The organism is Chryseobacterium sp. D764, assembly GCF_019317325.1.
In the GTDB taxonomy this organism is placed as follows: Bacteria; Bacteroidota; Bacteroidia; order Flavobacteriales; family Weeksellaceae; genus Chryseobacterium.
In genome coordinates this window covers 423153-445673 of record NZ_CP079219.1, presented here as the reverse complement: position 1 = coordinate 445673, position 22521 = coordinate 423153, and the positions used below count along the sequence as shown (strand labels likewise).

Here is a 22521-nt window from a genome sequence, read left to right as displayed (position 1 = left end):
AAATTAATAGCTTAAGTAACAGATTCTCCTGATACTTAAAACTTAAAACCAACGCTGAAATATATTCTTGAAAAATCAAGCTGGCTGTTTCTGGAGACATTTAAACTGATAGGACCTATGAGAGATTCATACCCAAGATTCACTCCATATCCAAACATATCGAAACTATCATTAAAAGGAGACAGCTCTTCACTCACCTTACCATAGCTGAACGATGGGGTAAGATAAAGCTTTTTCATGATCCTGTACTGAAGTGATATTGCTGTTTTAGCAACCGAGGTCATAGGAAGTTCTTTCTGACGAAGACCATTGAATTCAGGACTTAAGAGATCATAATTATATTCACTTCCTCCAAGATTATATTTCTGATTCAGGAAAAGGTAGGGAACCTGATCATCCTTCCCTGATCCAAAACTTGCTCCCAAAAATACATTTGCTTTCACAGTCAGTCTTCTTGTGATTGGATAGAAAAAATTCTCATTTAAAGTGAATGACACGAGGTTTTTAGGCTCGTAATAATAAGATTCTTTTGGGTTAAGTATCAGATAAAGAAGTGGCTGTACTGTGTTCAGATCATAAAGCTTATACTGATCTCCATAATAAAATCTTGTACTCACCTGAAGATGATTCCCTTTTGTAGTAAAATATCTTTTATTGAGATTATTCTGTTCAAATTTCAGGAAAGTGTTGAAATTGCTGTGGTTATATAATTTCTTACTATAATTATCCACTTTTGCCTGATCCACTTTATCCAGTAAGCTGTACATTCTTTCTGTGCTGAACTCTGTTCCCAGTGACAGGTAAGCATTTGGATTGATGTTATAGTTCAGCGCAATCTTTCCGGTTATATTCCGGTACATATGGTTAGGAAAACGGTCGCTCCCGTCTTCGCTTACATCATACAATCTGAAGTTCAGGTCATTACTTTTAAGATTAACCATCTTAGCCTCCAGATCCAGCCACAAACGCTCTCCGCTGTCAAGGAACTGCTGATAAGCCAGTTTAGCCTTAAAACGTTCAGAAATATCTACGGTTGCTAAAAATCGAGATCTGTTCAGAAGAATATTCCTGTAAGTATAATTAACAATAATTCCTACTGATTGTTCCGTATCATAGTGCAGAGCCAGTTTAAAAGCTCCTTTTTTTGCTCTTTTCACAAAAACATTCATTACAAGACCATCATTTTCATTCGTGTAGGTATAATACACCTTTACATACTGACGCATTCCAAATACTCTGTCTATTGCTTCATTTACAGTTTTTGCATCGTAATACTTTCCTTCTGTCAGCCCCATTTGCTTCTTAAGCACCTCAATTTCTGCCGCATCATTAATAGGAGTTCCGTCTTCTTCGTTAAAAGTAAATTTTGTAGTAGGCAGTTTCACCTCTTCAATCATCTGATGTTCATATTGAATTCCTGCCTTTCGCTGAGCTTCTGCCAGGGCTACAAACTCAGGAAGATGCTTTCTCGCTTCCACCTCTCCAATTTTGATGATCCTCCTGAATTTAGCAAAATCTTTCGTTGTAATCTCACCCAATGGATCCACAAAGTCTACCAATACATTAGACAGCTCCTTTTGATGTTTAAAATCCTCTACCGAACGGATGGCATGGGTCTGATAAATCATCTTCATCGGATTTTCAATTTCTTTCTTGGTAAAAAGCCTGAAGCCTGTATAGCCTCCGATCACAAAATCCGCACCCATCTCCCGAACCTCATTGGCTGGATAATTACGATCCAATCCACCGTCAACCAAAAGTTTTCCGTCAATATAAACAGGTGCAAAAGCTGCAGGAATTGCCAATGTAGCACGAATAGCAAGCGGTAAAGAACCTTGTTTCTGCATGATCAGACCACCATTTTCAATATCGGAAGAAGTAAGCTGAACAGGAATCTTCAGTTTGCTGAAATCATTGATATGTTTTGCATTGAAAGTAAGTGTATTAAGAACTTCTCCCATATACTGCCCTTCAATATATGAGCTAGGAAGAGTCGGAAATCCTTTGACTACAGGAAACTCGAGGATATATTTGTCATACTCGTCTTTTTCACTGATATTGACTTTGCTGTAAGGAATTTTATTGCTCAGAATCCTGTTCCAGTCCATTTTATAGATCGTATGCTTCAGCTGATCCGCATTATACCCCATTGCATACAAACCTCCTAAAATCCCTCCCATACTGGTTCCTGTAATATAATCTACTTTGATTCCCAATGAGTCAATCATCTTCAGAATTCCAATGTGTGCAAAACCTTTTGCACCACCGCCACTGAGCGCAAGGCCAAATTTAGTGTCTTTGGTCACATTCTGAAGAGCAATATTCAGGGAATCATTCTTTTGCTGAGACTTGATAATAAGAGAGAAAGCTATGGCAAAAAATATCAGGATCTTTTTCATTGGTGATTCTTGGTGTATCCGATTGAAACTTTAAAAGTAATAAGGAGTAAAGATACACAAAAAAGCCACCTGCTTTACGGCCGTTTTTATGAAGTAAGCAAATGTATTTCTATCTATTATTTAAAATCAATAACAAACTGATTTTCAAACACAATAAGCCAATGTATCAATATTAAATTATTTTAATATGCTTTTATTGTTTCCACAAAATTAACATCCGGATTTAGGATTTCAAGGATCAGGCTTTTGACTGACTTCATTGCATCATCAATATTTCCTTTGTCAAACTGCAGGGAAACCATTCCTTTTTTAGCATCTGCAAAGCTCCATATTCCTGTTTCGATAGGGTATCCCCAAAACTCAGGAAGATGCTGCACCACATAATGATAAATACAAAGCTGAAGTGCCTGTTTTCTTTCACTGTTATGGAAATATTCAGCTACATTATCTCCGTCAATTTTCACGCTGAGATTTTTGATCTTGGCTGTTTTATAATCGATAATTCTTAGAGTTCCGTTCAGTTTATCAATCCGGTCAATGAATCCGAAGAAAGAAATTTTATCATTTCCATCAAGAGGAAAATCAATGTTTTCAAACCTTCTTTCGATGTCAATAATCTCCAGTTTGTTTCCCTGTTTTATCAATTCAAGATCATGAGTAAGTACGTTTTCAATTACTTTTTTAGCAATTGCTTTATGAATATAATTCATCCCCTTCTCATAGAATTCCGGCTGGTGCTTCAGCTTTTCAATAGCAATATTTATATAGTAATCTATCGCTTTAACTGAATCTCTTAAATCACTTTCCTTTAAAACCTTACCCTTCAACACCTCATACACTTCTTGAAGTGAATAATGGACCAGATTTCCGTAATTTTTCACAGAAAGTTCTTCTTCAATTTCATCTGTTTCCGAGGTATTCAAAATCTTGGATAGATAGAAATCAATCGGATTATAGAGGTAACTTGTAAGGTGGGATGCAGATACTTTTTCCTTCCATTTCTGAAGACGGTCCTGTACAATCTGCGTCTTAGAAATTTCTATAGGTTTGGTGGTAATAGGCTCGGAAGAATTCTCAATAATCAGGTGTTCAATCTCATGTGAACTCTCCATTTCAATCTGTGTAATAAAACGACTCTTCTCTCCTGTATTCACTCCGGAACTTAATGCATTATAGAGCAAATGAACATTCTTAGCATCCTGAATCAGTCTGTAAAAGTGATAAGCATAAATGCTGTCATTTTCCAGGAAAGTATGAAGATCAAAGAACCTTCGGATATCAAAAGGAATATAGGTATTCTGAGAGTTTCCAAGGGGAAGTTTTCCTTCATTCACAGAAAGCAGAATAACGTTTTCAAAATTCAGGAGACGCGTTTCCAGCAATCCCATGATCTGCAGTCCTCTCAACGGTTCACCCTGAAAATCGATACTTTCAGAATTAATATGCTGGTTGATAAGAATTTCCAGCGTTTCCATTTTGATCTCAATATTGTAGGGAGTCAGCTGATTTTTGATGATCCTGAATGCGTTTTCAAAGTGAGAAACATTCTCATACTGAATATCGTCTATTTCCAGCCATTTTACCTGCTGGCAAAACGTAATGAGCATATCTAGATAAATATTTGTCCCCTCAGCTTTTTGAAGAAGGTTAAAGTACGATAACCCACTCAGCAGTTCATGTAAAAGTTTATTAGAAATATAAACAATATTTCTCTCCTCTACTTTGGATTTAAAATCATTGATAATAAGCTCGTCCTCATCAGATTTAGGAAGTTCTTCCAGAATCGGGAAAACATCTCGGTAATAATAGGAGGATTTATTTTTTTCCAGTTGTTTCTGCAGATAAAAAAGACGTTTCACAGCGTTGGAGAAAGATAGGTTCTTCAATGGAAAACCCATCGTAATATTCAAATTATCAACACCATGCATCACATCCAGGCTTGCAGGAAGAAGGTTTTCATCCAGCAATACCACTGCTGTATTGGAATAGGTTTTATTATTGATTTCCTTAAAAATTTCCGGCAGTACTTTGGTCTGGGTCACATTCCCGGATACTTCGTATACCTTAATTTTTTTAGGTTGGTTAAAGTCGTCTTCTATCCATTGAAAAGTTCTGTTTTCATCAAATTCTTTCCAGGTTTTATGGTTTCTCAGAAACTTTCCGGCTTCCTGTCTTTCATCGTCGAAATAATAATGGTCTGCCTGAAAGAAACATTGAGCTTTATTCCATTTCAAAAGGCTTCTTACCAGCTTTTCCTCTACCGGAGTAAAAGCATTGAATCCACAAAAGACAAATTCTTCTTTGGTATTTTCAGCAAAATCAGCAATCTTAGCTTTAGCAGCCTCATGAATCATTCCGGAAGTCGCCCAGTTTTTTTCCTGTAGTCTCTCCTTCAAAACGGGGAGAAAAACATTCATATTCTGCCAGAAATTAAGGAACTTCTTTCTTGGTACATCATCATCCTCACCAAGATCCTGAGCCCATTCTTTGATCCTTTCCTCATCAAACATATACTGAAGAACCGCCTGATCACTGTCTGAAAATTTGAGAATATCATCCCAGTCCTTCTGCAGGGTAGGAAACCACTTCAAAAAGTCCGAAAAATCATCTCTGGGAATAAGATTCAGACTTCTGTACACATCGAATGAGAAAAGCCACAATGGAATTCCCTGAATCGGCTGTTGATCTGAAATTTTATTGATAAGTTCTTCTACGGTAAAAAAATTGGGAAGAAGCCCTGAATAACTATTTTCCTCCAGAATCTGTCTGATAAACACAATAGGACGTTTTCCGGGCAGAATGATATTAAACGCAGAAAGGTCCGGGTTTTGCGCTAGCAGTTCGTGAATGATCTTATTGAGGAATTTCAAGGGGCTTGATAGCTTTTTAAGTTGTCGAGTTGTTCAGAAATCATATTATTATATTCTGCCTGTTTTTCTTTATTGATCCCGTGACGGGTTTCTCTGTCATAGGCCATCTGAAAGTTTTGATAATCAACGGATATCCCGTCATAAATTGCTTTGAAATACTTGTTATAATCACCGGAAGTCCTGATTTTTTCAGCGACTGCCTTTCTGAATTTTCTCACAAATAATTCTGCAATATCAAAATGTTTTTGTTCATGAAGCAGGATATAATCATCCATTTTTTTAACATCCTTCCAGGATTTCTCTTCGTTAAATATGGTTTTGATGGTAATGGTAACCGGTGCTTTTGGATTGGAAGATTTTATAGAGGAAAACTCCCAGCCGCAATGGGTATACGCTGCTACATCAGGATTATTTTTCTTATTCACCGGACTTTTAAAATTATCCCAGGTCAGCTTTCTGCCTTCCTCCCAGATAATCTTTTGCCCGAATACCAACTCAGCGGCCAATAAGCACAATACAAAAGTCAATCTCATTATTCTACCACAATTGTTTTCGTAATCCAGTTATTTCCTCCGTTCCAGAATTTAAAAGTATAAGTTCCTTTTCTCTGCGGACTGAAGTTGATCTGATTGGCTCCTACATAACTTCCCTGCGTACAAGGTCCGTTTGTGATATATTTGTAGGAAGTCACCGTTCTTTCAAGATTAGTATTGTAAATATAATCATAGCCGTAAAAGCCATCACAATGAGAGGGATAGGTGGAATAAGTTTTTATGCTCTGTATCGCAAAAACATCCATGGTGTCATTGACAATTTTTACGCTGTCTATTTTGATCTTATCAATAGATTCAATTGTATGGTAATCGTCGTCATTACACGAAACCAGAAGCCCGCCAAACAGTAATACTGAAAATCCAATATTTAAAAGTTTTTTCATAACCTTTAGTTTTCTGATTATTAACAAATATTAGCAAAAATTATTCCTTATTTACATAAAAATCAGGAATTAAAATTACCTTTTGATACATAAACTACTTTTTTAGTATCAAAAAATTCTTCATCAAAATAGTGTTTAAGGTTGAAAATTTCACATTTAACTCCGGCAAGTTCTTCTGCAAGATCCCCGCCTTTTAAATATAAAATTCCGTTATGTTTAGTGTTAAACTGTTCTTTTTCAAACTTTCCTTTCAGCCATCTTAAAAATTCCGGCATCTGGGTTACTGCTCTGCTGACTACAAAGTGGAATTTTTCTTTCAGTTTTTCTGCTCTTCCGTGGATCGCTGTTACATTCGTCAATCCTACGCCTTCTGCTACCGCCTGTACTACACTGATTTTCTTACCGATAGAATCAATAAGCGTAAATTCTGTCTCAGGAAACAGGATCGCCAAAGGAATTCCCGGAAAACCACCTCCGGTTCCGATATCCAAAACTTTTGTTCCAGGAGCAAATTCCATCACTTTTGCAATTCCCAAAGAGTGGAGAATATGCTTTTCATACAGCGACTCCATATCTTTTCTGGAAATTACATTGATTTTTTCATTCCATTCATTATACAGATTTTCCAATTGCGAAAACTGTTCTCTCTGTCTTTCAGTAAGATCCGGGAAATATTTTAATAGTAACGATGCAGACATGTGAATTATTATAAACAGCAAAAATAAGTTTTATTTCTCTTGTATTCAAATCTACTTTTCCTGGCAGGCCTTGATCCCTGTTTTTCAACAGAGATCATCACTTTGCAATACCCGGAATTACAGGCACGTTCAGGTTTCCGGACTGGCTGATTGTCTGTACGGCAAAAATATAATTGTCTTTGGATAGCGGAACTTTAATGGAAAGCTCTTTTGTAAATATTTTTTTCTGCCATACCGGACTGTCTGTTTCACGGGCCAGCACATAATATCCTGCCGGAGTTCCTGATTTTGGTTTTTCCCAATGCAGAGTTGTGGAATTGGTCAGTTCTTTAACATCCATTTCTACTTTTTCAGGTTTTGAAGTGGATTTCGCAAGACTGGCAAGTACCGCTATATTGGCAGCCACATTCTTTTTCAGATATTTAAAATCTATAAATTCCGGAAGGTCACCATATTGCTTATTGTTTTCTACTCTTATATCCTGATGCTGATGATCGTAATTTTCATAATACTCGGTAAGTCTTACTGAAGGAAAACCATTATTAACAAAGCTGGTATGATCTCCTCCGCGCAGAAACCTGTCATTTCTGTAGATCAGTTTTATTTCAAGTCCTTTGATGTACTGTTCTGTAATTTCTTTGATATATCTTGCCAGCTGTCTGGATTCGCTGTCATTTTCAAAACCCAGATTTCTGATCGTCATTGCCTTTTTGTCCAAATCTTTATACGGCAGACCTTCACTGAATACACGGAGTATGCGGGTATTGACTTCTCCAGTTTCTCCTGCCTCTGGGTTACCAATCATATCATTGTTCAGAACAGCTTCCAACTGTAAATTTTCTCTCTTAATTTTTTCAGCCAATTGTTTAGATCCCAAAAGTGATTGCTCTTCTCCTGAAAACGCCACAAAGATAATGGAGGCCGGAAATGAAGATCTGCTTAATATCCTTGCAGATTCTATAACGGCGCTTACTCCACTGCCATCATCATTGGCTCCGGGTGCTTTGGAAGTTCTGTTCATCACATCTGTCACCCTGGAGTCAAGGTGCCCGCCGATCAGAAATATTCTTTTATCATCAGGATCCGTGCCTTTCAGAAAAGCAACAGCATTTCCAAGATTGACTGCTTTATCAATTCGCTTTCCATCCGGCTGAAGATCTTCCTGCTGAAGGTATACTTCCATTCTGCCTCCGGAGTTTTTTGCATATTCATTGAATTTTTTAATAATCCAGTTTCTTGCTGCTCCTATTCCATGCTTTGGATCATCCAGCGTGCTTAAAGTATGTCTTGTTTCAAAACTCACCAGCTTACCGATGTATGACTTCAATGAGTCTTCACTCACTTGCGAGACATATTTTTTCACTTCCTCATCTTTTGAATGTTTCTGAGAGAAAACAGTGCAGGAAATCAGCAGCAGAAAAACGAAATATTTCATAGGATCAATCTTAGATTGTTAAAGATACAAAACCATAGGGCTACTATATAGTTTTTTATTTTAATGAAGTTCATTATGGGTTAATATCTGCCAAACCGTGAAAAAGATGCAATGATTCTCAAACAGGTTAAATTTGGTTAAAACCTGACAAAAATCTTCTAACCAAACCCACTTTTATTATCCCTGAAAGGCGTTTTTATTATATATTTGTTAAAATTCAAAAAAATACATGGATAAACTTTCAGATAGAGTAAAAAGATTAGGATACTCACAGACATTTGTAATGTCTAACAAAGCCAGAGAAATGAAAGCCAGCGGAATAGACGTGATCAGCTTAACTCTTGGTGAACCGGATTTTGATGTTCCGGACAATATCAAACAGGCCGCTTTTGATGCCATCAACCAAAACTACAGCCACTACTCTCCTGTACCCGGATTTCTGGAACTGCGAGAGGCTATTGCTCATAAATTAAAAAGAGATAACAACCTGGAATACAAACCCACCCAGATCTGTGTTTCAAATGGCGCCAAACAAGCTATTATAAATGTTCTTGCCTCCATTATCAATGATGGGGATGAAGTTCTTCTTCCAGCTCCATATTGGGTAAGCTATGATGAAATGGTAAAAATGATGGGTGGAGCTTCCGTAATGCTTCCTACCTCTTATTTAACGGACTTTAAAGTAACAGCAGAACAGCTTGAAGGGGCTATTACAGAGAAAACCAAAGCGGTACTTTTCAGTTCTCCATGTAATCCATCAGGTGGCTATTACACTTATGACGAATTAAAATCCATTGCAAAAGTTATCGCCAAATACCCTCAGATAACGATAATTTCTGATGAGATTTACGAGTATATCAATTACGAAACAAAAACGACTTCTATTGCACAGTTTCCTGAAGTATATGAACAGACAGCGGTGATCAACGGAATGTCAAAAGCATTTGCAATGACAGGATGGAGAATCGGTTATTCTGCCTGTCCGGAATGGCTGGCAAAAGCGTGTGAAAAAGTACAGGGACAGATGACCAGCGGAGCCAACACCATGGCACAGAGAGCATCTATTACTGCATTGAAAACAGATCCTTCTGAATATAAATACATGATTGATGCTTTCAAAGAAAGAAGAGATCTTGTGTATGAACTGATCAAAGAAATTCCAGGATTTAAAGTATTGCTTCCTAAAGCAGCATTCTATTTCTTCCCGGACATTTCGCATTATATCGGAAAAAACCTGAATGGAACTGAAATTAAAGATTCTGACGATTTTGCCATGTTCCTTCTGGAAAATGCTCATGTAGGCTGTGTTGGCGGATTCTCTTTCGGAAGTCCGGAATGTATCAGATTCTCTTACGCTGCATCTGAAGAAGATTTGAGAGAAGCAATGAAGCGAATCAAAAATTTATTGGAGCAATTCAACTAACAAATTAATAACCAAAAATAAAGTACAACAGCAATGAATCTGTTAAAAAAACTAACCATCGCGACCAGTATTGCCGCCGCAAGTTTTGCAGGATATGCTTTTGGCCAGGATTTCCAATGGAAAGAAGGAAATTCTAATGGCTATAAGTATAAATATGTTACCAACGACCCTACTTCTGCAAGGTATTATACCTTAAAGAACGGATTAACGGTTATCCTGAGCCCTACCAATAAGGACCCGAGGATACAAACATATATTGCCACAAAGGCAGGAAGTAAAACCGACCCTGCAGACCACACCGGTCTTGCCCATTATCTGGAGCATATGCTTTTCAAAGGCACCAATCAATTCGGATCTAAGGACTGGGCAAAAGAAAAACCTCTTTTAGACCAGATTGATGCTCTTTACGAAAAGTACAACCAAACTAAAGACGAAGCTAAAAGAAAAGAGATCTACAAAGAGATTGACAAGGTTTCCGGAGAGGCTGCCAAATATGCAATAGCGAATGAATACGACAAAATGATGGCCGGTATGGGAGCTGACGGAACCAATGCCTTCACTTCCTTTGAACAAACGGTATACACAGAAGATGTACCATCCAATGTTCTTGACAAATTTCTTGCTGTACAGGCTGAAAGATTCAGAGAGCCTGTTTTGAGACTCTTCCACACAGAGCTTGAAGCAGTATATGAAGAAAAAAACAGGTCTCTTGATGATGATGGAGATAAAGTTTATGATACGATGTTTGCCAGTCTTTTCCCTAACAATAATTACGGAAAGCAAACAACCATCGGGACGATTGAACATTTGAAGAACCCTTCTCTACACGCTATCAGAGAATATTACAACAATTATTACGTTCCCAATAACATGGGAATCATCATGTCCGGAGATTTTAACCCGGATGAAGTGATTGCAAAAATTGACAAGGCTTTCTCATATATGAAGCCTAAAGCCATTCCTGAATATAAAGTAGGACAGGAAAAACCCATTACAGCTCCCATTGTAAAAGAAGTTGTAGGACCTAATCCTGAAAATGTAATGCTTGGTTTCAGATTTCCGGGAGCTTCTACAAAAGATGCAAGAATGCTGAACCTTGTTGGAAATATGCTTACCAACGGACAGGCTGGATTGATTGACCTTAACCTGGTAAAAAAACAAAAATTACTTGGGGCTTATGCAGGTTCTTATACTTTAAAAGATTATTCAGTATTACTTCTTCAAGGAAAACCAACTGAAGGACAGTCTCTGGATGAAGTAAAAAATCTTCTTCTTCAGGAAATTGATAAATTAAGAAAAGGAGAATTTTCTGATGACCTGATTCAATCTATCGTCAACAACGAAAAGAAAGGTATTATTCAGAAAGATGAAAAATATTCGTCAAGAGCAAGCATCCTGATGGATGAATTTACTTCAGACATTGACCACAAAGCAACACTGGAGTATGTAGACGAAATTTCAAAACTTACGAAGAAAGACATCATGGATTTCGTATCCAAATATCTTCAGAATAACAACTACGTTGCAGTTTACAAAAGAAAAGGAGAAGACAAGAGTATAGTGAAAGTTGACAAGCCAACGATCACTCCGGTTTCTGTAAACAGAGAAGACCAGTCTCCTTTCCTTAAGAAGATTGATGATATGCCCGAAAACCCTATCGCTCCGGTATGGTTGAATTATGATAAAGATATCGCTAAAAACAAATTGGCCGATGTAGAGGTACTTTCTGTAAAAAATACAGATAATGCGCTGTTCAGAATGTATTATCACTTTGATTCCGGAAAATGGAACAACAAAATTCTTCCTATAGCAGCAGAATATCTTCAGTATTTAGGAACTAAAGACAAATCTTCAGAAGTAATCAGCAAAGAATTCTATAAACTTGCTTCAAGCTTCAATGTTGGCGCAGGAAATGAAGAAACTTATGTATCACTTGAAGGTTTAAATGAAAACTTCGATAAAACGATCTCTTTATTTGAAGATCTGATTAAAAACTGCCAGGCAGACCAAACCGCTCTTGATGCTTACAAAACAAGACTGAAAAAAGCCAGAGCGAATGCGAAGCAAAATAAAGGAACCATCATGGCCGGACTGAGAAGTTATGCCCAGTATGGTGCACAGAATCCTTTCAACAATGTACTGAGCGATGCTGAACTTGACGCCTTAAAAGCAGAAGATCTGATCAATGTACTTCACGATCTTTTCAATTTCAAGCACAAAGTATTGTATTACGGTCCGAAATCAGGAAATGACGTGGTAGCATCTCTAAAACCTGTCCACAAACTTCCTGCAACCCTGAAAGATCTTCCTAAGTCAAAAACTTTTGCTCAGATCCCGACTGATAAGAACAAGGTATTATTTGCTCATTATGACATGGTACAGGCAGAAATTTTCTGGGTGAGAAACGCAGATCAATACAACCCTTCTACGACGCCTACTGTAAGCTTGTTCAACAACTATTTTGGAGGCGGAATGGGATCTATTGTTTTCCAGACGATCAGAGAATCTAAAGCACTGGCTTATTCTACCTACTCTTATTTTGCACTTCCTAGCAAGAAAACAGACAAGGATATGATTATGGCGTATGTAGGAACACAGGCAGACAAATTCAATGAGTCTACAACAGCAATGAATGAGCTTTTAACAACTCTTCCAAAATCTGAACAGTTATTTGAAACTGCAAAAAGCGGGTTGAAAAAATCTATTGCTTCTGAAAGAATTACTCAGGACGGAATCATCTTCTCTTATCTGAAATCTCAAAGACTTGGAAACAACTTTGACATGAGAAAGAACGTCTACGAACAGGCACCAAAACTGTCTTTTGCAGACATCAATACGTTCCACGATAAGGAAATGAAGAACAAAAACTACACATACTGTCTCGTTGCTTCTCAAGATAAAGTAAATGAGGCTGATATGCAGAAATTAGGTGAGGTAAAAAAACTTAATTTAACCGAAGTATTTGGTTACTAAAATAAACAAAAAGCCCTGTTATCAGGGCTTTTTTATTTAACAGCGTGTCAAAAACAATTATAGATTTTATTTATCAATATTTGTTTGTTCGATAGATGAATCTTTCATATCTTTGCGATAGAAATTTAAATATAAAAACAGAAAATTATGTCTTTAGTAGGAAAAAAATTCCCAAATTTAACAATTGACGCAATGTCCGAAATGGGTGACGATTTAAGAATCAACATCCTTGATGAAGCAGTAAACAACCAGCAAAAAGTTCTTTTATTCTGGTACCCTAAAGATTTTACTTTCGTATGCCCTACTGAGCTTCACGCTTTTCAGGAGGCTTTAGGAGAGTTCGAAAAAAGAAACACTAAAGTAATTGGTGCATCTTGTGATACTAACGAAGTACACTTTGCATGGTTGAACACACCAAAAGATAACGGAGGTATCGAAGGAGTAACTTACCCACTTTTAGCTGATACTCACAGACAATTGGCAAACACATTAGGAATTGTAGATCAGGATTTTGAATACAATGAAGAAGGAGAAGAAGTTTTCACAGGTTCTAATGTAACTTACAGAGCAACTTACCTTATCGACGAAACTGGAAAAATCTTCCATGAAGCGGTAAACGATATGCCTCTAGGAAGAAACGTAAAAGAATTCTTAAGATTAATTGACGCTTACACACACGTTCAAAAACATGGTGAAGTATGTCCTGCAAACTGGGAAGAAGGAAAGGATGCTATGAAAGCTGACAGAACTTCTACAGCAGAATATTTAGCTAAGAACTAATATAATTTGTTAATTTGAAAATGAGATAATTTGAAAAATAATCTCAAGATTTTTGAAAATTATCTCATTTTCTTCTTTACAAAACATTGACACATCCCAATTAATAAATTTTCAAATTACAATCATGTACACAGAATTAACCGAAGATACATTACAAAATATCGTTAACGACAACGAAAAAGTAGTTGTTCAATATGGCGCAACATGGTGCGGAAACTGCAGAATCATGAAGCCAAAATTCAAAAAACTGGCATCTGAAAATGATACTATTCCATTTTTATATGTAGATGCTGAAAAGCTTCCTGAAAGCAGAAAATTAGCAAAAGTAGACAACTTACCTACTTTCGCGATCTTTAAAAACGGAGAATTGGTAAATCAGGTTCAATCTAACCAGACAGAAAGTTTAATTAACCTTTTTAACGAATTAGCATAATGAAATTACCCGTAATCAGACAGTTTTACCAGAATCAGACTCCTGAAAACCTTGAAAAAACATTAGAAGTACTGGAAAGCTTCTGCGAATTCAGAGGAACAAGCGAAGAAGACTTAAATGTTGCAGGAGAATTGATCACCAACATTTGTGGAGCTTTAGAAGTTCATGCCAACGTACAGAACGGAATGAGTGAAAAAGATGCTTTAAACTCTTTTGCTCAGAAGGTTTTAGGATCAATCGACAAATAATATCTTTTGATTATTTTTAATTAAAAGATTATAAAAACACATATACAATACCTGAGGTTTTCCTCATTACTATACTTTTTTCTATTCTTTAAGAATCTTTTATTTCAACTATAAAATGTACTTCAAAGGACCTTACCCGGTCACATGAGGCTGGATGTTGTGTGGAAGTTTTAAAGAATATCCAATAAAATCCTGGTGAAATATCATCAGGATTTTTTGGGTTTATGGTTTAAAACACTAATAGCACAAATATTCTACACAAATTTCACAAATAGGACAATAGCTATCAAATTATCAAAATTACATGCAATCATCTGTGTCAATCTGTGAAATCTGCGGTTAAAAAAACATTTTTAATTATTATAAATTTTGGCTAAAGCCAATAGATAATGGCTTTTTAAGTAAAAGGGCTCCCTTCGTCTACGCTCAGGATGATAGCCTGTTCTTATTGAATAAACAACAAGGATTTATGCAATTGAACCAAAGATAAACCCACTCTATCAAAAGTGTTGATTTATGAAATCTGTGGACAATAAATCAATATCATCATAAGTTTTGACTAAATCCCGCTCCCATTGAATTCGTGTTACTCGTGAAACCATTTGTGACATTTGTGTTTAAAAAAAACTTTTATTCAAAAAAAATCCCGATGAAAAATCACCGGGACTATTATTATAAAGATAATCAACTTATCTATTAGTTTCTTCTGCTCATCAGAATACTCAGGATATACCAGAATAAAAGCATAATTGAAGCAAAAAGCTGCAATGCCGCTCCTACATACTGGTTCGTTCCATAAGAGTCTTTTAATTTACTTGTCTGATATAAAATAGTAGCCGAAGCTAAAATTACCATTCCTACTGAAAACCATAAACCAAGGTTAAAACCGAAGATCATTCCACCTGCAATAAGTCCGATGGAAATAAATCCACCAATCACAATGATATTTCTTAAAAAAGAAAAATCTCTTTTAGAAGTGAATGCTACCGCTGAAATACCGGCAAACATTGCGATCGTTAAAGTAGCAGCCTGGAAAATTACATTTGTACCGCCTGCCATATTGGTAGCAATAAAAAGCAGAGGCATAAAGATAATCGCTTCCAAAAAGATGTAAAAACCTAATCCCATATACTGAGTAGATTTACTTTGTGAAAGTGACCATTTAGAAGCTAAAACAGAAGCTAACCAGAAAACTCCAATGATTAGTAACCAAATATATTTCTGAGCAAACATCATGAAAATAATTTCTTTCGGAACCGTTTTCAATAATATCGTTTCAACTCCAATAAATGCAAGAATAGATAAAGCAACATGCAAATACGTCTTCTTGTAAAAATCCGCCTTCTCCACGTCCGAAGAATGAGCGACTAAAACATCTGTCATCATAGTTAATATTTTTTTAGTTAATCGAAAATAAATTTTATCTATTTCGAAGGCAAAACACCCAGGATTTTCCCATCATCCTCAAATACAGCGGTAATAGCCTCTTTGGAAGATGATTCGCCTGCATATTTATATTTAATACTTGGATGATTGATACCATCCATGGTTTTATAATATCCTGCTTTTAAGATTTCAAGCTTTTTGTTGGGATCAATGCCGTCTTTTACTTTTTTAAGAACATCATCCGTTACAATTTCCTTTACCTTCACAGAAAGCAATCCATCAATTGTTTTACGGTCAGAAGCCTGTAAAGCCTCAATAAACTTAAGAAAGTTATCATTGTACAAACTGACTTTCTCCTTACTTATAGCAGCGGGCTGCTCTTTTTTCTGGCCACCCTCAACCTTCACACCTGCCACTTTCTGAGCAAACATCAACTGTGCACCTACGAGAGCAATTCCCAGCAATAATTTTTTCATAGTATTCATTTTTGTTATCTGGTGAAATAAGTGATGGAAGATACGAAAATCAGACCAGTTCTAAAAATTTCATTGTATCCACATTATCTGCATAGGTATCAAGACCTGGATTTTGTGCTTCTCCAAACCGAATAGCATTCAATCCCAACTCCTCTTTAGACACCACACACTGGATATTTTCTTCGTTTTCAGCAATAAATGTTTTCACATCATCCAAAGACTCATATCTGCTGAAATTGATTACAGAAAGCGGACTGAAAAGTTTATCATCTTCTTTCAGCATCACAAAATTATTATCCCAGAATTTATCCTGATTTAAAAGATAAACTGCTCTGTTATAGTCATAATTATTGGCATACTTATTATGATTGATGATATCCTGGAATCCTACGAAGCTCTCAAACAGTCTGTCAATAACGAAGTCCTGTGGAATAAAAATTCTCGTCACATTACGGCATCCAAGTCCAAAATACTGGAAAATATCTTTTGCCAGCAACTGTAGTTCTGCCTCCGTTTCATCACCTTTCAACACAGCAATGGAAGTTCTGTTCTTGCGTATAATGCTTAAGTGATTTTTAAAATAATATTCAAGATATCTGGCTGTATTATTACTTCCTGTAGCGATAACTGCATCAAAATTCTCTAATCTCTCTACAAATTCAAACACTACATTCTCATTGGAAAATTCATTCCATTTTTTCAATAAAAACGGAACCATATATTTATCTTTTGACGACAGCTTAATAACAGGAATATGATTACTCAACACAACGGACATCACATCATGAAAGCCTACCAAAGGAATATTTCCGGCTAAAATAAGTCCAACTCTTTTTGATATTTTAGAGGTTGAATAATTTCCAAGCCAGTTTTTGATATTTTCGTCAGTCAAAAGATCTGCCCATTGCTGTAAAGCAAATTTCTGATTATCAATAGTAAACCACGGATTCTCTATTTCAGATCTTTTCAACAATAATTCAATATCTACATCATCTTCATTGTGATCTTCCGGTTTCTTCGCTAAAAACGCTTTTATATAGTCACTTAATTTAATAAGTCCTAAAACTTGATTTTCGGTATTCATAATTACTTTAAAATTGGGGAATATTTTGTAATTTTGTGCAAATTTAAAAAAAATTAGCGATGGCTATTAAAATAACTGATGAATGCATTAATTGTGGAGCTTGCGAACCGGAATGTCCCAACAATGCAATATATGAAGGAGCTGTAGATTGGAAAGCTTCTGACGGTACGGCTCTTCAAGGTACAATTACAATGCCGTCGGGACTTACTGTAGATGCAGATGCACCACAGGAACCTGTAAGTGATGATGTTTATTTCATTGTAACAGATAAATGTACAGAATGTAAAGGATTCCACGAAGAACCTCAGTGTGCGGCGGTATGCCCTGTAGACTGTTGTGTTCCTGACGAGGATCACGTAGAATCTGAAGAATCTCTTCTTAATAAAAAAGCATTCTTACACGGCGAATAAAAAAATTCCGTCTCATTATCTGTGAGGCGGTTTTTTTGTCCAAAAATCCAATTTAACCAAAAATAAAGCTGAAAGACTATCAATCCGGAAGCAACCAAAAAATAAAAATATGAACAAAAAGCACAACTTCAGCGCAGGGCCATGTATTTTGCCACAGGAGGTATTTGAAAAATCAGCACAGGCTATCCTGGACTTTAACGGTATCGGATTGTCTCTTCTTGAAATTTCTCACAGAAGTAAGGATTTCGTAGCTGTAATGGACGAAGCGCGTGCAATTGTAAAAAGACTGATGAATCTTGGTGATGATTATGAAGTTCTTTATCTAGGAGGAGGTGCCAGCCTGCAGTTTGCGATGGTTCCTTACAACCTGATGAAAGTAGGTGGAAAAGCAGCTTACCTGGATACGGGGACATGGGCAGCCGGAGCCATCAAAGAAGCAAAGAAAGTAGGAACAGTAGATGTAGTAGGCTCTTCAAAAGAAGAAAATTACTCTTTTATCCCTAAAGATTATACGGTTGGTTCAGAATACGATTATTTCCACTGTACTTCCAACAACACGATTTATGGAACTCAGATGAAATCTTTCCCTGAAGTGGATACTCTGATGGTTTGTGATATGAGTTCTGATATTTTCTCAAGACAACTGGATTTTTCCAAATTTGATCTGATCTATGCGGGTGCTCAGAAAAATATGGGACCTGCAGGTGTTACCTTAGTGGTGATCAAAAAAGAAATCCTTGGAAAAACAGGAAGAGAAAACATGTTTTCTATATTGGACTATTCTCAGCATATCGCCAAAGAATCAATGTACAATACGCCGCCGGTATTCCCTGTATATGCCTCTTTACTTACCCTTCAGTATCTTGAAAAAAACGGAGGAATTGCGGCTGCAGAACAAAGAAACGAAGCAAAAGCTAAGCTTTTATATGATGAAATCGACAGCAATCCTTTATTTGAAACTTTCTGCGTGAAAGAAGACCGTTCACTGATGAATGTTTCTTTCAAAATTACTGACGAAAGCAAAAAAGAAGAATTTGACAATGCATGGAAAGCTGCAGGTATCAGTGGATTAAACGGACACAGAAGCCTGGGCGGATACAGAGCAAGTTTATACAATGCCTTACCCATTGAAAGCGTACAGGTTTTGGTAGATGTAATGAAATCAATCAAATAATTTAAGCATTAAAAATTCAAAGATTGAAAGATTGAAAAGCAGTTAATTTAAATTTATTAATTTGCGCCTCAGTTTTAAAATTTTGAAATATTTACATTTTTCAATCTTTAAATCAAATAATTCATGAAAGTTTTAGCAAACGATGGAATCTCAAAAGCAGGAGAAAACGCTTTAAAAGAAGCTGGAATTGAAATCCTGGACAATAGAGTCGCTCAGGATCACGTTATTAATTTTATCAACGATAATAATGTGGACGTCCTTCTTGTAAGAAGTGTAACGAAAGTGAGACAAGAGCTGATTGATGCATGTCCCGGCCTTAAAATCATTGGAAGAGGTGGTATCGGGATGGACAATATTGACGTGGAATATGCCAAAAGCAAGGGGATTAAAGTAATCAATACTCCTACAGCATCTTCAAAATCGGTGGCAGAATTAGTGTTCGGACATTTCATTTCACTGGCAAGATTCCTTCACGAATCCAACAGACTGATGCCTCTGGAAGGAGATACTCATTTCAGTGCTATGAAAAAGTCATTCAGCAATGCATATGAACTTTCAGGGAAAACATTAGGAGTAATCGGCTTTGGAAGTATTGGCCAGGAAGTCATAAAAATAGGAATTGCTTTAGGAATGAAAGTAAACGTTCTGACAAGAAGCCCTAAAACAGAAGTTCTTACCCTGAATTTCTTCAACGGACAGTCTGTCGACTTTGAAATCACTTCCACCAATGATATGGATGCATTCCTGCAAGATGCAGATTTCATCAGTATCAATACGCCGAAAACGAATGAATATATTATAGATACCCCTCAGTTTGAAAAAATGAAAGATGGGGTCTATATTGTAAATACTGCAAGAGGAGGTGTCATCAATGAAGTGACATTGATTGATTTTATCGAGTCAGGAAAAGTAGCCGGAGCTGCATTGGACGTTTTTGAAAACGAGCCAAGCCCGGAATTGCCTTTACTGATGAACCCTGCACTATCTCTTTCTCCACATGTTGGAGGAAACACAGTAGATGCTCAGGAAAAAATCGGTATCGAACTTGCAGAACAAATTATTAAGCTACAAAAAGAAACTATAAGATAAATATGCCTGTTTTTAAACCTTTCCGTGGAATAAGACCTCATAGAGACTTCGAGAGCACTTTCCCTACACATCCACTGGATAATTTTACCCAGGAAGAGATCACAGAGAAGGCTCAAGTTGAAAATACTTACATCAATATGATTAAACCCTATGTTGTAAGTAAATCTAAAGATATTGACCGGAATCTGCGAAAGATCCGTTCTACATTTGAAGAACTTCTGGACGAAAAGAAATTGGTCCAGGACAATTCAGCCTACTATCTTTATGAGCAGATCTACCCCAACAAACAGGTGTTCAGAGGACTTCTGGGATTAGCAAGTATTGAAGATTTCTGGAATGGAAAAATCAAAAGACATGAAAGTACCATTCCCCAGAAAAAAGAAAAACTGGCTCATTACCTTGAAAAAGTAAACCTGCAGGCAGAACCTGTACTCCTTACCTATCCGGCCAACTCAAAAATTGAGCTGCTGATGAATCATGAGGAAAAAAATGTCCCTATCTTCAACCATGTAGACACTATCGGTATCAGACATAAAATCTGGAGAATAGACAACCGCCTGAAGTTACAGCAGTTTAAAGAAGTGATTGATCAGATTGATTCATTTTATATTGCTGACGGACACCACAGAATTGGGTCTACAGCGATAAATGCCAAATATCATAAGGAGAAAAACAAAAAACATAATGGTACAGAGCTTTACAACTTTGTCTACAGCTTTATTGTTTCCAATCAGTCTATTAAAATTCATGATTATAACAGAATCTTACATGATCTGAACGGTATTTCTCCCGAAGCTTTCCTGAAGGAACTTGAACATTATTTCCTTATTCATGAAAAAGGAGAAACATCCTACTACCCTTCTCAGAAATTCCACATTTCAATGTATATGGATGGGAAGTTCTATTCTCTTCATGTGAAGCACGATCTTCGTTCCAAAGAAATGTCTCTTGATAATCTGGATCACCACCTTATTGACAAGTATATTTTTAAAAATATATTGAAAATTGAAGATCCGGACAGCTCTGAGCTTATTTCTTATGTAAAAGGAACATCCAATATCAACGGAATCAATCTTTTAAAAGAGAAAGTAGACAGTGGTGAAGGCAAGGTTGGCTTTGGAATTTATCCTGTAAGTTTTAATGATATGATTAAAATTTCGGATTTAAAATTAAGCATGCCTCCAAAATGTACATTTATTGAACCAAAGTTGATTACAGCGCTGGTAATGTATGATATGAAACCTTAATAAATTCCCATTTTTTCCCTACTTTTATCAAAGGAAAAAGAAAGGTAAATAAAAAATGAAAAAAATATTCATTATACTTCCACTCTTTTTGAGTGGATTTTTATTTTCTCAAAAAAAGCCACAAAAAAATCCGGCAAAAAAAACAACGCTTGCCAAATTCAATTATCATGATGAGTTCAGAAAAATTTCAGATGAAATCATGACCAATGGTAAGGCTTATGATAATCTTGGAGAGCTTACGAAAGGAATCGGATCGCGTTTCAGCGCAACTCCAGGCTATACAAAAGCCGTAGAATGGGCAGAAAAAAAGTTCAAGGAAATTGGTATTGACATGATCTGGAGACAAGAAGCCAAAGCACCTGTCTGGATCAGAGGAAAAGAATCTTTACAGATAAAAGCAGGAAATGGAGATTGGAAAAATATCAGAATGCTTTCTTTTGGAAACTCTGAAGGAACAGGCGGAAAAGACCTTACAGGTGAAGTTGTCTTAATTAACTCCACTTCAGAGCTTAATGCAATGTCAATAGGCCAGTTAAAAGACAAGATCGTTTTCGTGAATGTTCCTATGGACCCGAAAATTATCAATACAAGTGACTCCTATTTACAGACTGCAAAATCGAAATTAATTTCCGCTTCTATCATTGCTAAAACAGGCGCAAAAGCATTAATCATAAGATCACTGACAACAGCTAATGACGACACTCCTCATGCTAAAATGATTTACTATGAACCAGATGATAAAGTTAAAATTCCGGCTTTATCCATTGGAGTAAGATCCGCAGATGAGTTGGAAAAAATATTGAAAAAGCAAAAAGTTACTGCTAAAATCAACATGACTGCCGAATCAAAAGGTGATACTACAAACCCCAATATTATTGCTGAAATTCAGGGTAAGAAAGATTCTAAAGTGATCGTTTTGGGTGCCCAGCTTGATTCGTGGGATTTTGGTGAAGGGGCCATTGATGATGGAACAGGTGTAGTCCAGTGTATAGAAGTTTTAAGAACACTGAAAGCACTCGGATACGAAAATAACCACACCATCCGCGTAGTCCTGTATGCCAACAGTGAAAACGGAGGCCAGGGCCGTGAGATGTATGCCGCTTTTGTAAAAAAGAGAGACGAAAAACACGTTTTTGCCTTAGGAACAGATGCCGGAGGCTATTCTCCGCGAGGATTTTCTCTGGATATGTCACCTCAGAGAAGAAGATTGATTTACCCATGGAAAGAATATTTTCTTCCTTATGGCGTTTATGATTTTGACCAAACTGAGGCAATTCAGGACATTTCACCCTTAAAAAAACTTGACATTCCCTTAGCAGAACTAGTGGTAGATACACAAAGGTATTTCGACTACCATCATTCCGAACAGGATACTTTTGACAAGGTGAATAAAAGAGAACTTCTTCTCGGAGCAGTTGCCATTACACAGATGATTTTTATGGTTGATAAAAACTGGTAA

The 22521-nt window shown here is 36.6% G+C and carries 19 protein-coding genes; 10 read left to right on the top strand and 9 right to left on the bottom strand.

Annotation, left to right across the window (positions count from 1 at the left end; genetic code table 11):
• Nucleotides 1-35: 35 nt before the first annotated feature.
• The 6 genes from KYG33_RS01910 to KYG33_RS01885 all read right to left on the bottom strand — a co-directional run bounded on the left by KYG33_RS01910 (nucleotide 36) and on the right by KYG33_RS01885 (nucleotide 8339).
• Nucleotides 36-2399, bottom strand: a complete 2364-nt coding sequence (locus KYG33_RS01910) for a patatin-like phospholipase family protein (protein ID WP_180565712.1) — start codon at nucleotides 2397-2399, stop codon at nucleotides 36-38.
• Between the two features lie 182 nt (nucleotides 2400-2581).
• Nucleotides 2582-5269, bottom strand: a complete 2688-nt coding sequence (locus tag KYG33_RS01905) for a PD-(D/E)XK nuclease family protein (RefSeq protein ID WP_180565711.1) — start codon at nucleotides 5267-5269, stop codon at nucleotides 2582-2584.
• Nucleotides 5266-5802, bottom strand: coding sequence for a DUF922 domain-containing protein (locus KYG33_RS01900; RefSeq protein ID WP_077414469.1), 537 nt, complete (start codon nucleotides 5800-5802; stop codon nucleotides 5266-5268). Before KYG33_RS01900 ends, KYG33_RS01905 begins: the two co-directional genes overlap by 4 nt.
• Nucleotides 5802-6206 carry a hypothetical protein gene (locus tag KYG33_RS01895; protein ID WP_077414471.1) on the bottom strand — a complete coding sequence of 135 codons (405 nt, stop codon included), beginning with the start codon at nucleotides 6204-6206 and terminating at the stop codon, nucleotides 5802-5804. The genes KYG33_RS01900 and KYG33_RS01895 overlap by 1 nt, the downstream gene beginning before the upstream one ends.
• 62 nt (nucleotides 6207-6268) lie before the next feature.
• Nucleotides 6269-6904, bottom strand: a complete 636-nt coding sequence (rsmG, locus tag KYG33_RS01890) for a 16S rRNA (guanine(527)-N(7))-methyltransferase RsmG (protein ID WP_219072565.1) — start codon at nucleotides 6902-6904, stop codon at nucleotides 6269-6271.
• Nucleotides 6905-7001: 97 nt separating this feature from the next.
• Complete coding sequence (locus tag KYG33_RS01885) at nucleotides 7002-8339, bottom strand: M20/M25/M40 family metallo-hydrolase (RefSeq protein WP_180565709.1); 1338 nt, start codon at nucleotides 8337-8339, stop codon at nucleotides 7002-7004.
• Nucleotides 8340-8568: 229 nt separating this feature from the next.
• On the opposite strand from KYG33_RS01885, the gene KYG33_RS01880 reads away from it, so the two are divergent.
• The 5 genes from KYG33_RS01880 (at nucleotide 8569) to KYG33_RS01860 (ending at nucleotide 14196) form a co-directional block, all read left to right on the top strand.
• Nucleotides 8569-9762, top strand: a complete 1194-nt coding sequence (locus tag KYG33_RS01880) for a pyridoxal phosphate-dependent aminotransferase (RefSeq protein ID WP_077414477.1) — start codon at nucleotides 8569-8571, stop codon at nucleotides 9760-9762.
• Between the two features lie 33 nt (nucleotides 9763-9795).
• Nucleotides 9796-12735, top strand: coding sequence for a M16 family metallopeptidase (locus tag KYG33_RS01875; protein ID WP_219072564.1), 2940 nt, complete (start codon nucleotides 9796-9798; stop codon nucleotides 12733-12735).
• 147 nt (nucleotides 12736-12882) lie between these two features.
• Complete coding sequence (locus tag KYG33_RS01870) at nucleotides 12883-13515, top strand: peroxiredoxin (protein WP_047098363.1); 633 nt, start codon at nucleotides 12883-12885, stop codon at nucleotides 13513-13515.
• Nucleotides 13516-13639: 124 nt separating this feature from the next.
• Complete coding sequence (locus KYG33_RS01865) at nucleotides 13640-13948, top strand: thioredoxin family protein (RefSeq protein WP_047384463.1); 309 nt, start codon at nucleotides 13640-13642, stop codon at nucleotides 13946-13948.
• Entirely contained in the window at nucleotides 13948-14196 is a 249-nt protein-coding gene (locus KYG33_RS01860; RefSeq protein WP_002980002.1) for a DUF6952 family protein, read from the top strand. The genes KYG33_RS01865 and KYG33_RS01860 overlap by 1 nt, the downstream gene beginning before the upstream one ends.
• A gap of 696 nt (nucleotides 14197-14892) precedes the next feature.
• Here the strand turns inward: KYG33_RS01860 and KYG33_RS01855 are convergent.
• The 3 genes from KYG33_RS01855 to KYG33_RS01845 are packed head-to-tail and all read right to left on the bottom strand — an operon-like array spanning nucleotide 14893 to nucleotide 17142.
• Nucleotides 14893-15582, bottom strand: a complete 690-nt coding sequence (locus tag KYG33_RS01855; RefSeq protein ID WP_219072563.1) for a Bax inhibitor-1 family protein — start codon at nucleotides 15580-15582, stop codon at nucleotides 14893-14895.
• A 38-nt stretch (nucleotides 15583-15620) separates the two neighbouring features.
• Complete coding sequence (locus tag KYG33_RS01850) at nucleotides 15621-16058, bottom strand: peptidylprolyl isomerase (RefSeq protein WP_232539099.1); 438 nt, start codon at nucleotides 16056-16058, stop codon at nucleotides 15621-15623.
• 49 nt (nucleotides 16059-16107) lie between these two features.
• Nucleotides 16108-17142: an acyl-CoA reductase gene (locus tag KYG33_RS01845; protein WP_077414486.1), complete on the bottom strand. Its 1035-nt coding sequence runs from the start codon at nucleotides 17140-17142 to the stop codon at nucleotides 16108-16110.
• 59 nt (nucleotides 17143-17201) lie between these two features.
• Between KYG33_RS01845 and KYG33_RS01840 the strand changes: the two genes are divergently transcribed.
• The 5 genes from KYG33_RS01840 to KYG33_RS01820 all read left to right on the top strand — a co-directional run bounded on the left by KYG33_RS01840 (nucleotide 17202) and on the right by KYG33_RS01820 (nucleotide 22521).
• Entirely contained in the window at nucleotides 17202-17552 is a 351-nt protein-coding gene (locus tag KYG33_RS01840) for a 4Fe-4S binding protein (RefSeq protein ID WP_047375361.1), read from the top strand.
• A gap of 109 nt (nucleotides 17553-17661) precedes the next feature.
• Nucleotides 17662-18726 carry a 3-phosphoserine/phosphohydroxythreonine transaminase gene (gene serC, locus KYG33_RS01835; RefSeq protein WP_047423190.1) on the top strand — a complete coding sequence of 355 codons (1065 nt, stop codon included), beginning with the start codon at nucleotides 17662-17664 and terminating at the stop codon, nucleotides 18724-18726.
• A gap of 123 nt (nucleotides 18727-18849) precedes the next feature.
• A complete protein-coding gene (locus KYG33_RS01830) occupies nucleotides 18850-19815 on the top strand; it encodes a D-2-hydroxyacid dehydrogenase (RefSeq protein WP_077414488.1) in 966 nt (321 codons plus the stop codon).
• Between the two features lie 2 nt (nucleotides 19816-19817).
• Nucleotides 19818-21062 (top strand): DUF1015 domain-containing protein, encoded by a 1245-nt coding sequence (locus KYG33_RS01825; protein WP_077414490.1) that lies wholly within the window; start codon nucleotides 19818-19820, stop codon nucleotides 21060-21062.
• A 55-nt stretch (nucleotides 21063-21117) separates the two neighbouring features.
• Nucleotides 21118-22521: a M28 family peptidase gene (locus KYG33_RS01820; protein WP_180565702.1), complete on the top strand. Its 1404-nt coding sequence runs from the start codon at nucleotides 21118-21120 to the stop codon at nucleotides 22519-22521.

Coding starts and splice junctions, on each gene's coding strand:
- KYG33_RS01910 (WP_180565712.1), bottom strand. CDS start 2,399: ATGAAAAAGATCCTGATATTTTTTGCCATAGCTTTCTCTCTTATTATC.
- KYG33_RS01875 (WP_219072564.1), top strand. CDS start 9,796: ATGAATCTGTTAAAAAAACTAACCATCGCGACCAGTATTGCCGCCGCA.
- KYG33_RS01885 (WP_180565709.1), bottom strand. CDS start 8,339: ATGAAATATTTCGTTTTTCTGCTGCTGATTTCCTGCACTGTTTTCTCT.
- KYG33_RS01825 (WP_077414490.1), top strand. CDS start 19,818: ATGCCTGTTTTTAAACCTTTCCGTGGAATAAGACCTCATAGAGACTTC.
- KYG33_RS01860 (WP_002980002.1), top strand. CDS start 13,948: ATGAAATTACCCGTAATCAGACAGTTTTACCAGAATCAGACTCCTGAA.
- rsmG (WP_219072565.1), bottom strand. CDS start 6,904: ATGTCTGCATCGTTACTATTAAAATATTTCCCGGATCTTACTGAAAGA.
- KYG33_RS01865 (WP_047384463.1), top strand. CDS start 13,640: ATGTACACAGAATTAACCGAAGATACATTACAAAATATCGTTAACGAC.
- KYG33_RS01895 (WP_077414471.1), bottom strand. CDS start 6,206: ATGAAAAAACTTTTAAATATTGGATTTTCAGTATTACTGTTTGGCGGG.
- KYG33_RS01820 (WP_180565702.1), top strand. CDS start 21,118: ATGAAAAAAATATTCATTATACTTCCACTCTTTTTGAGTGGATTTTTA.
- KYG33_RS01870 (WP_047098363.1), top strand. CDS start 12,883: ATGTCTTTAGTAGGAAAAAAATTCCCAAATTTAACAATTGACGCAATG.
- KYG33_RS01850 (WP_232539099.1), bottom strand. CDS start 16,058: ATGAAAAAATTATTGCTGGGAATTGCTCTCGTAGGTGCACAGTTGATG.
- KYG33_RS01855 (WP_219072563.1), bottom strand. CDS start 15,582: ATGATGACAGATGTTTTAGTCGCTCATTCTTCGGACGTGGAGAAGGCG.
- KYG33_RS01845 (WP_077414486.1), bottom strand. CDS start 17,142: ATGAATACCGAAAATCAAGTTTTAGGACTTATTAAATTAAGTGACTAT.
- KYG33_RS01840 (WP_047375361.1), top strand. CDS start 17,202: ATGGCTATTAAAATAACTGATGAATGCATTAATTGTGGAGCTTGCGAA.
- KYG33_RS01900 (WP_077414469.1), bottom strand. CDS start 5,802: ATGAGATTGACTTTTGTATTGTGCTTATTGGCCGCTGAGTTGGTATTC.
- KYG33_RS01830 (WP_077414488.1), top strand. CDS start 18,850: ATGAAAGTTTTAGCAAACGATGGAATCTCAAAAGCAGGAGAAAACGCT.
- serC (WP_047423190.1), top strand. CDS start 17,662: ATGAACAAAAAGCACAACTTCAGCGCAGGGCCATGTATTTTGCCACAG.
- KYG33_RS01880 (WP_077414477.1), top strand. CDS start 8,569: ATGGATAAACTTTCAGATAGAGTAAAAAGATTAGGATACTCACAGACA.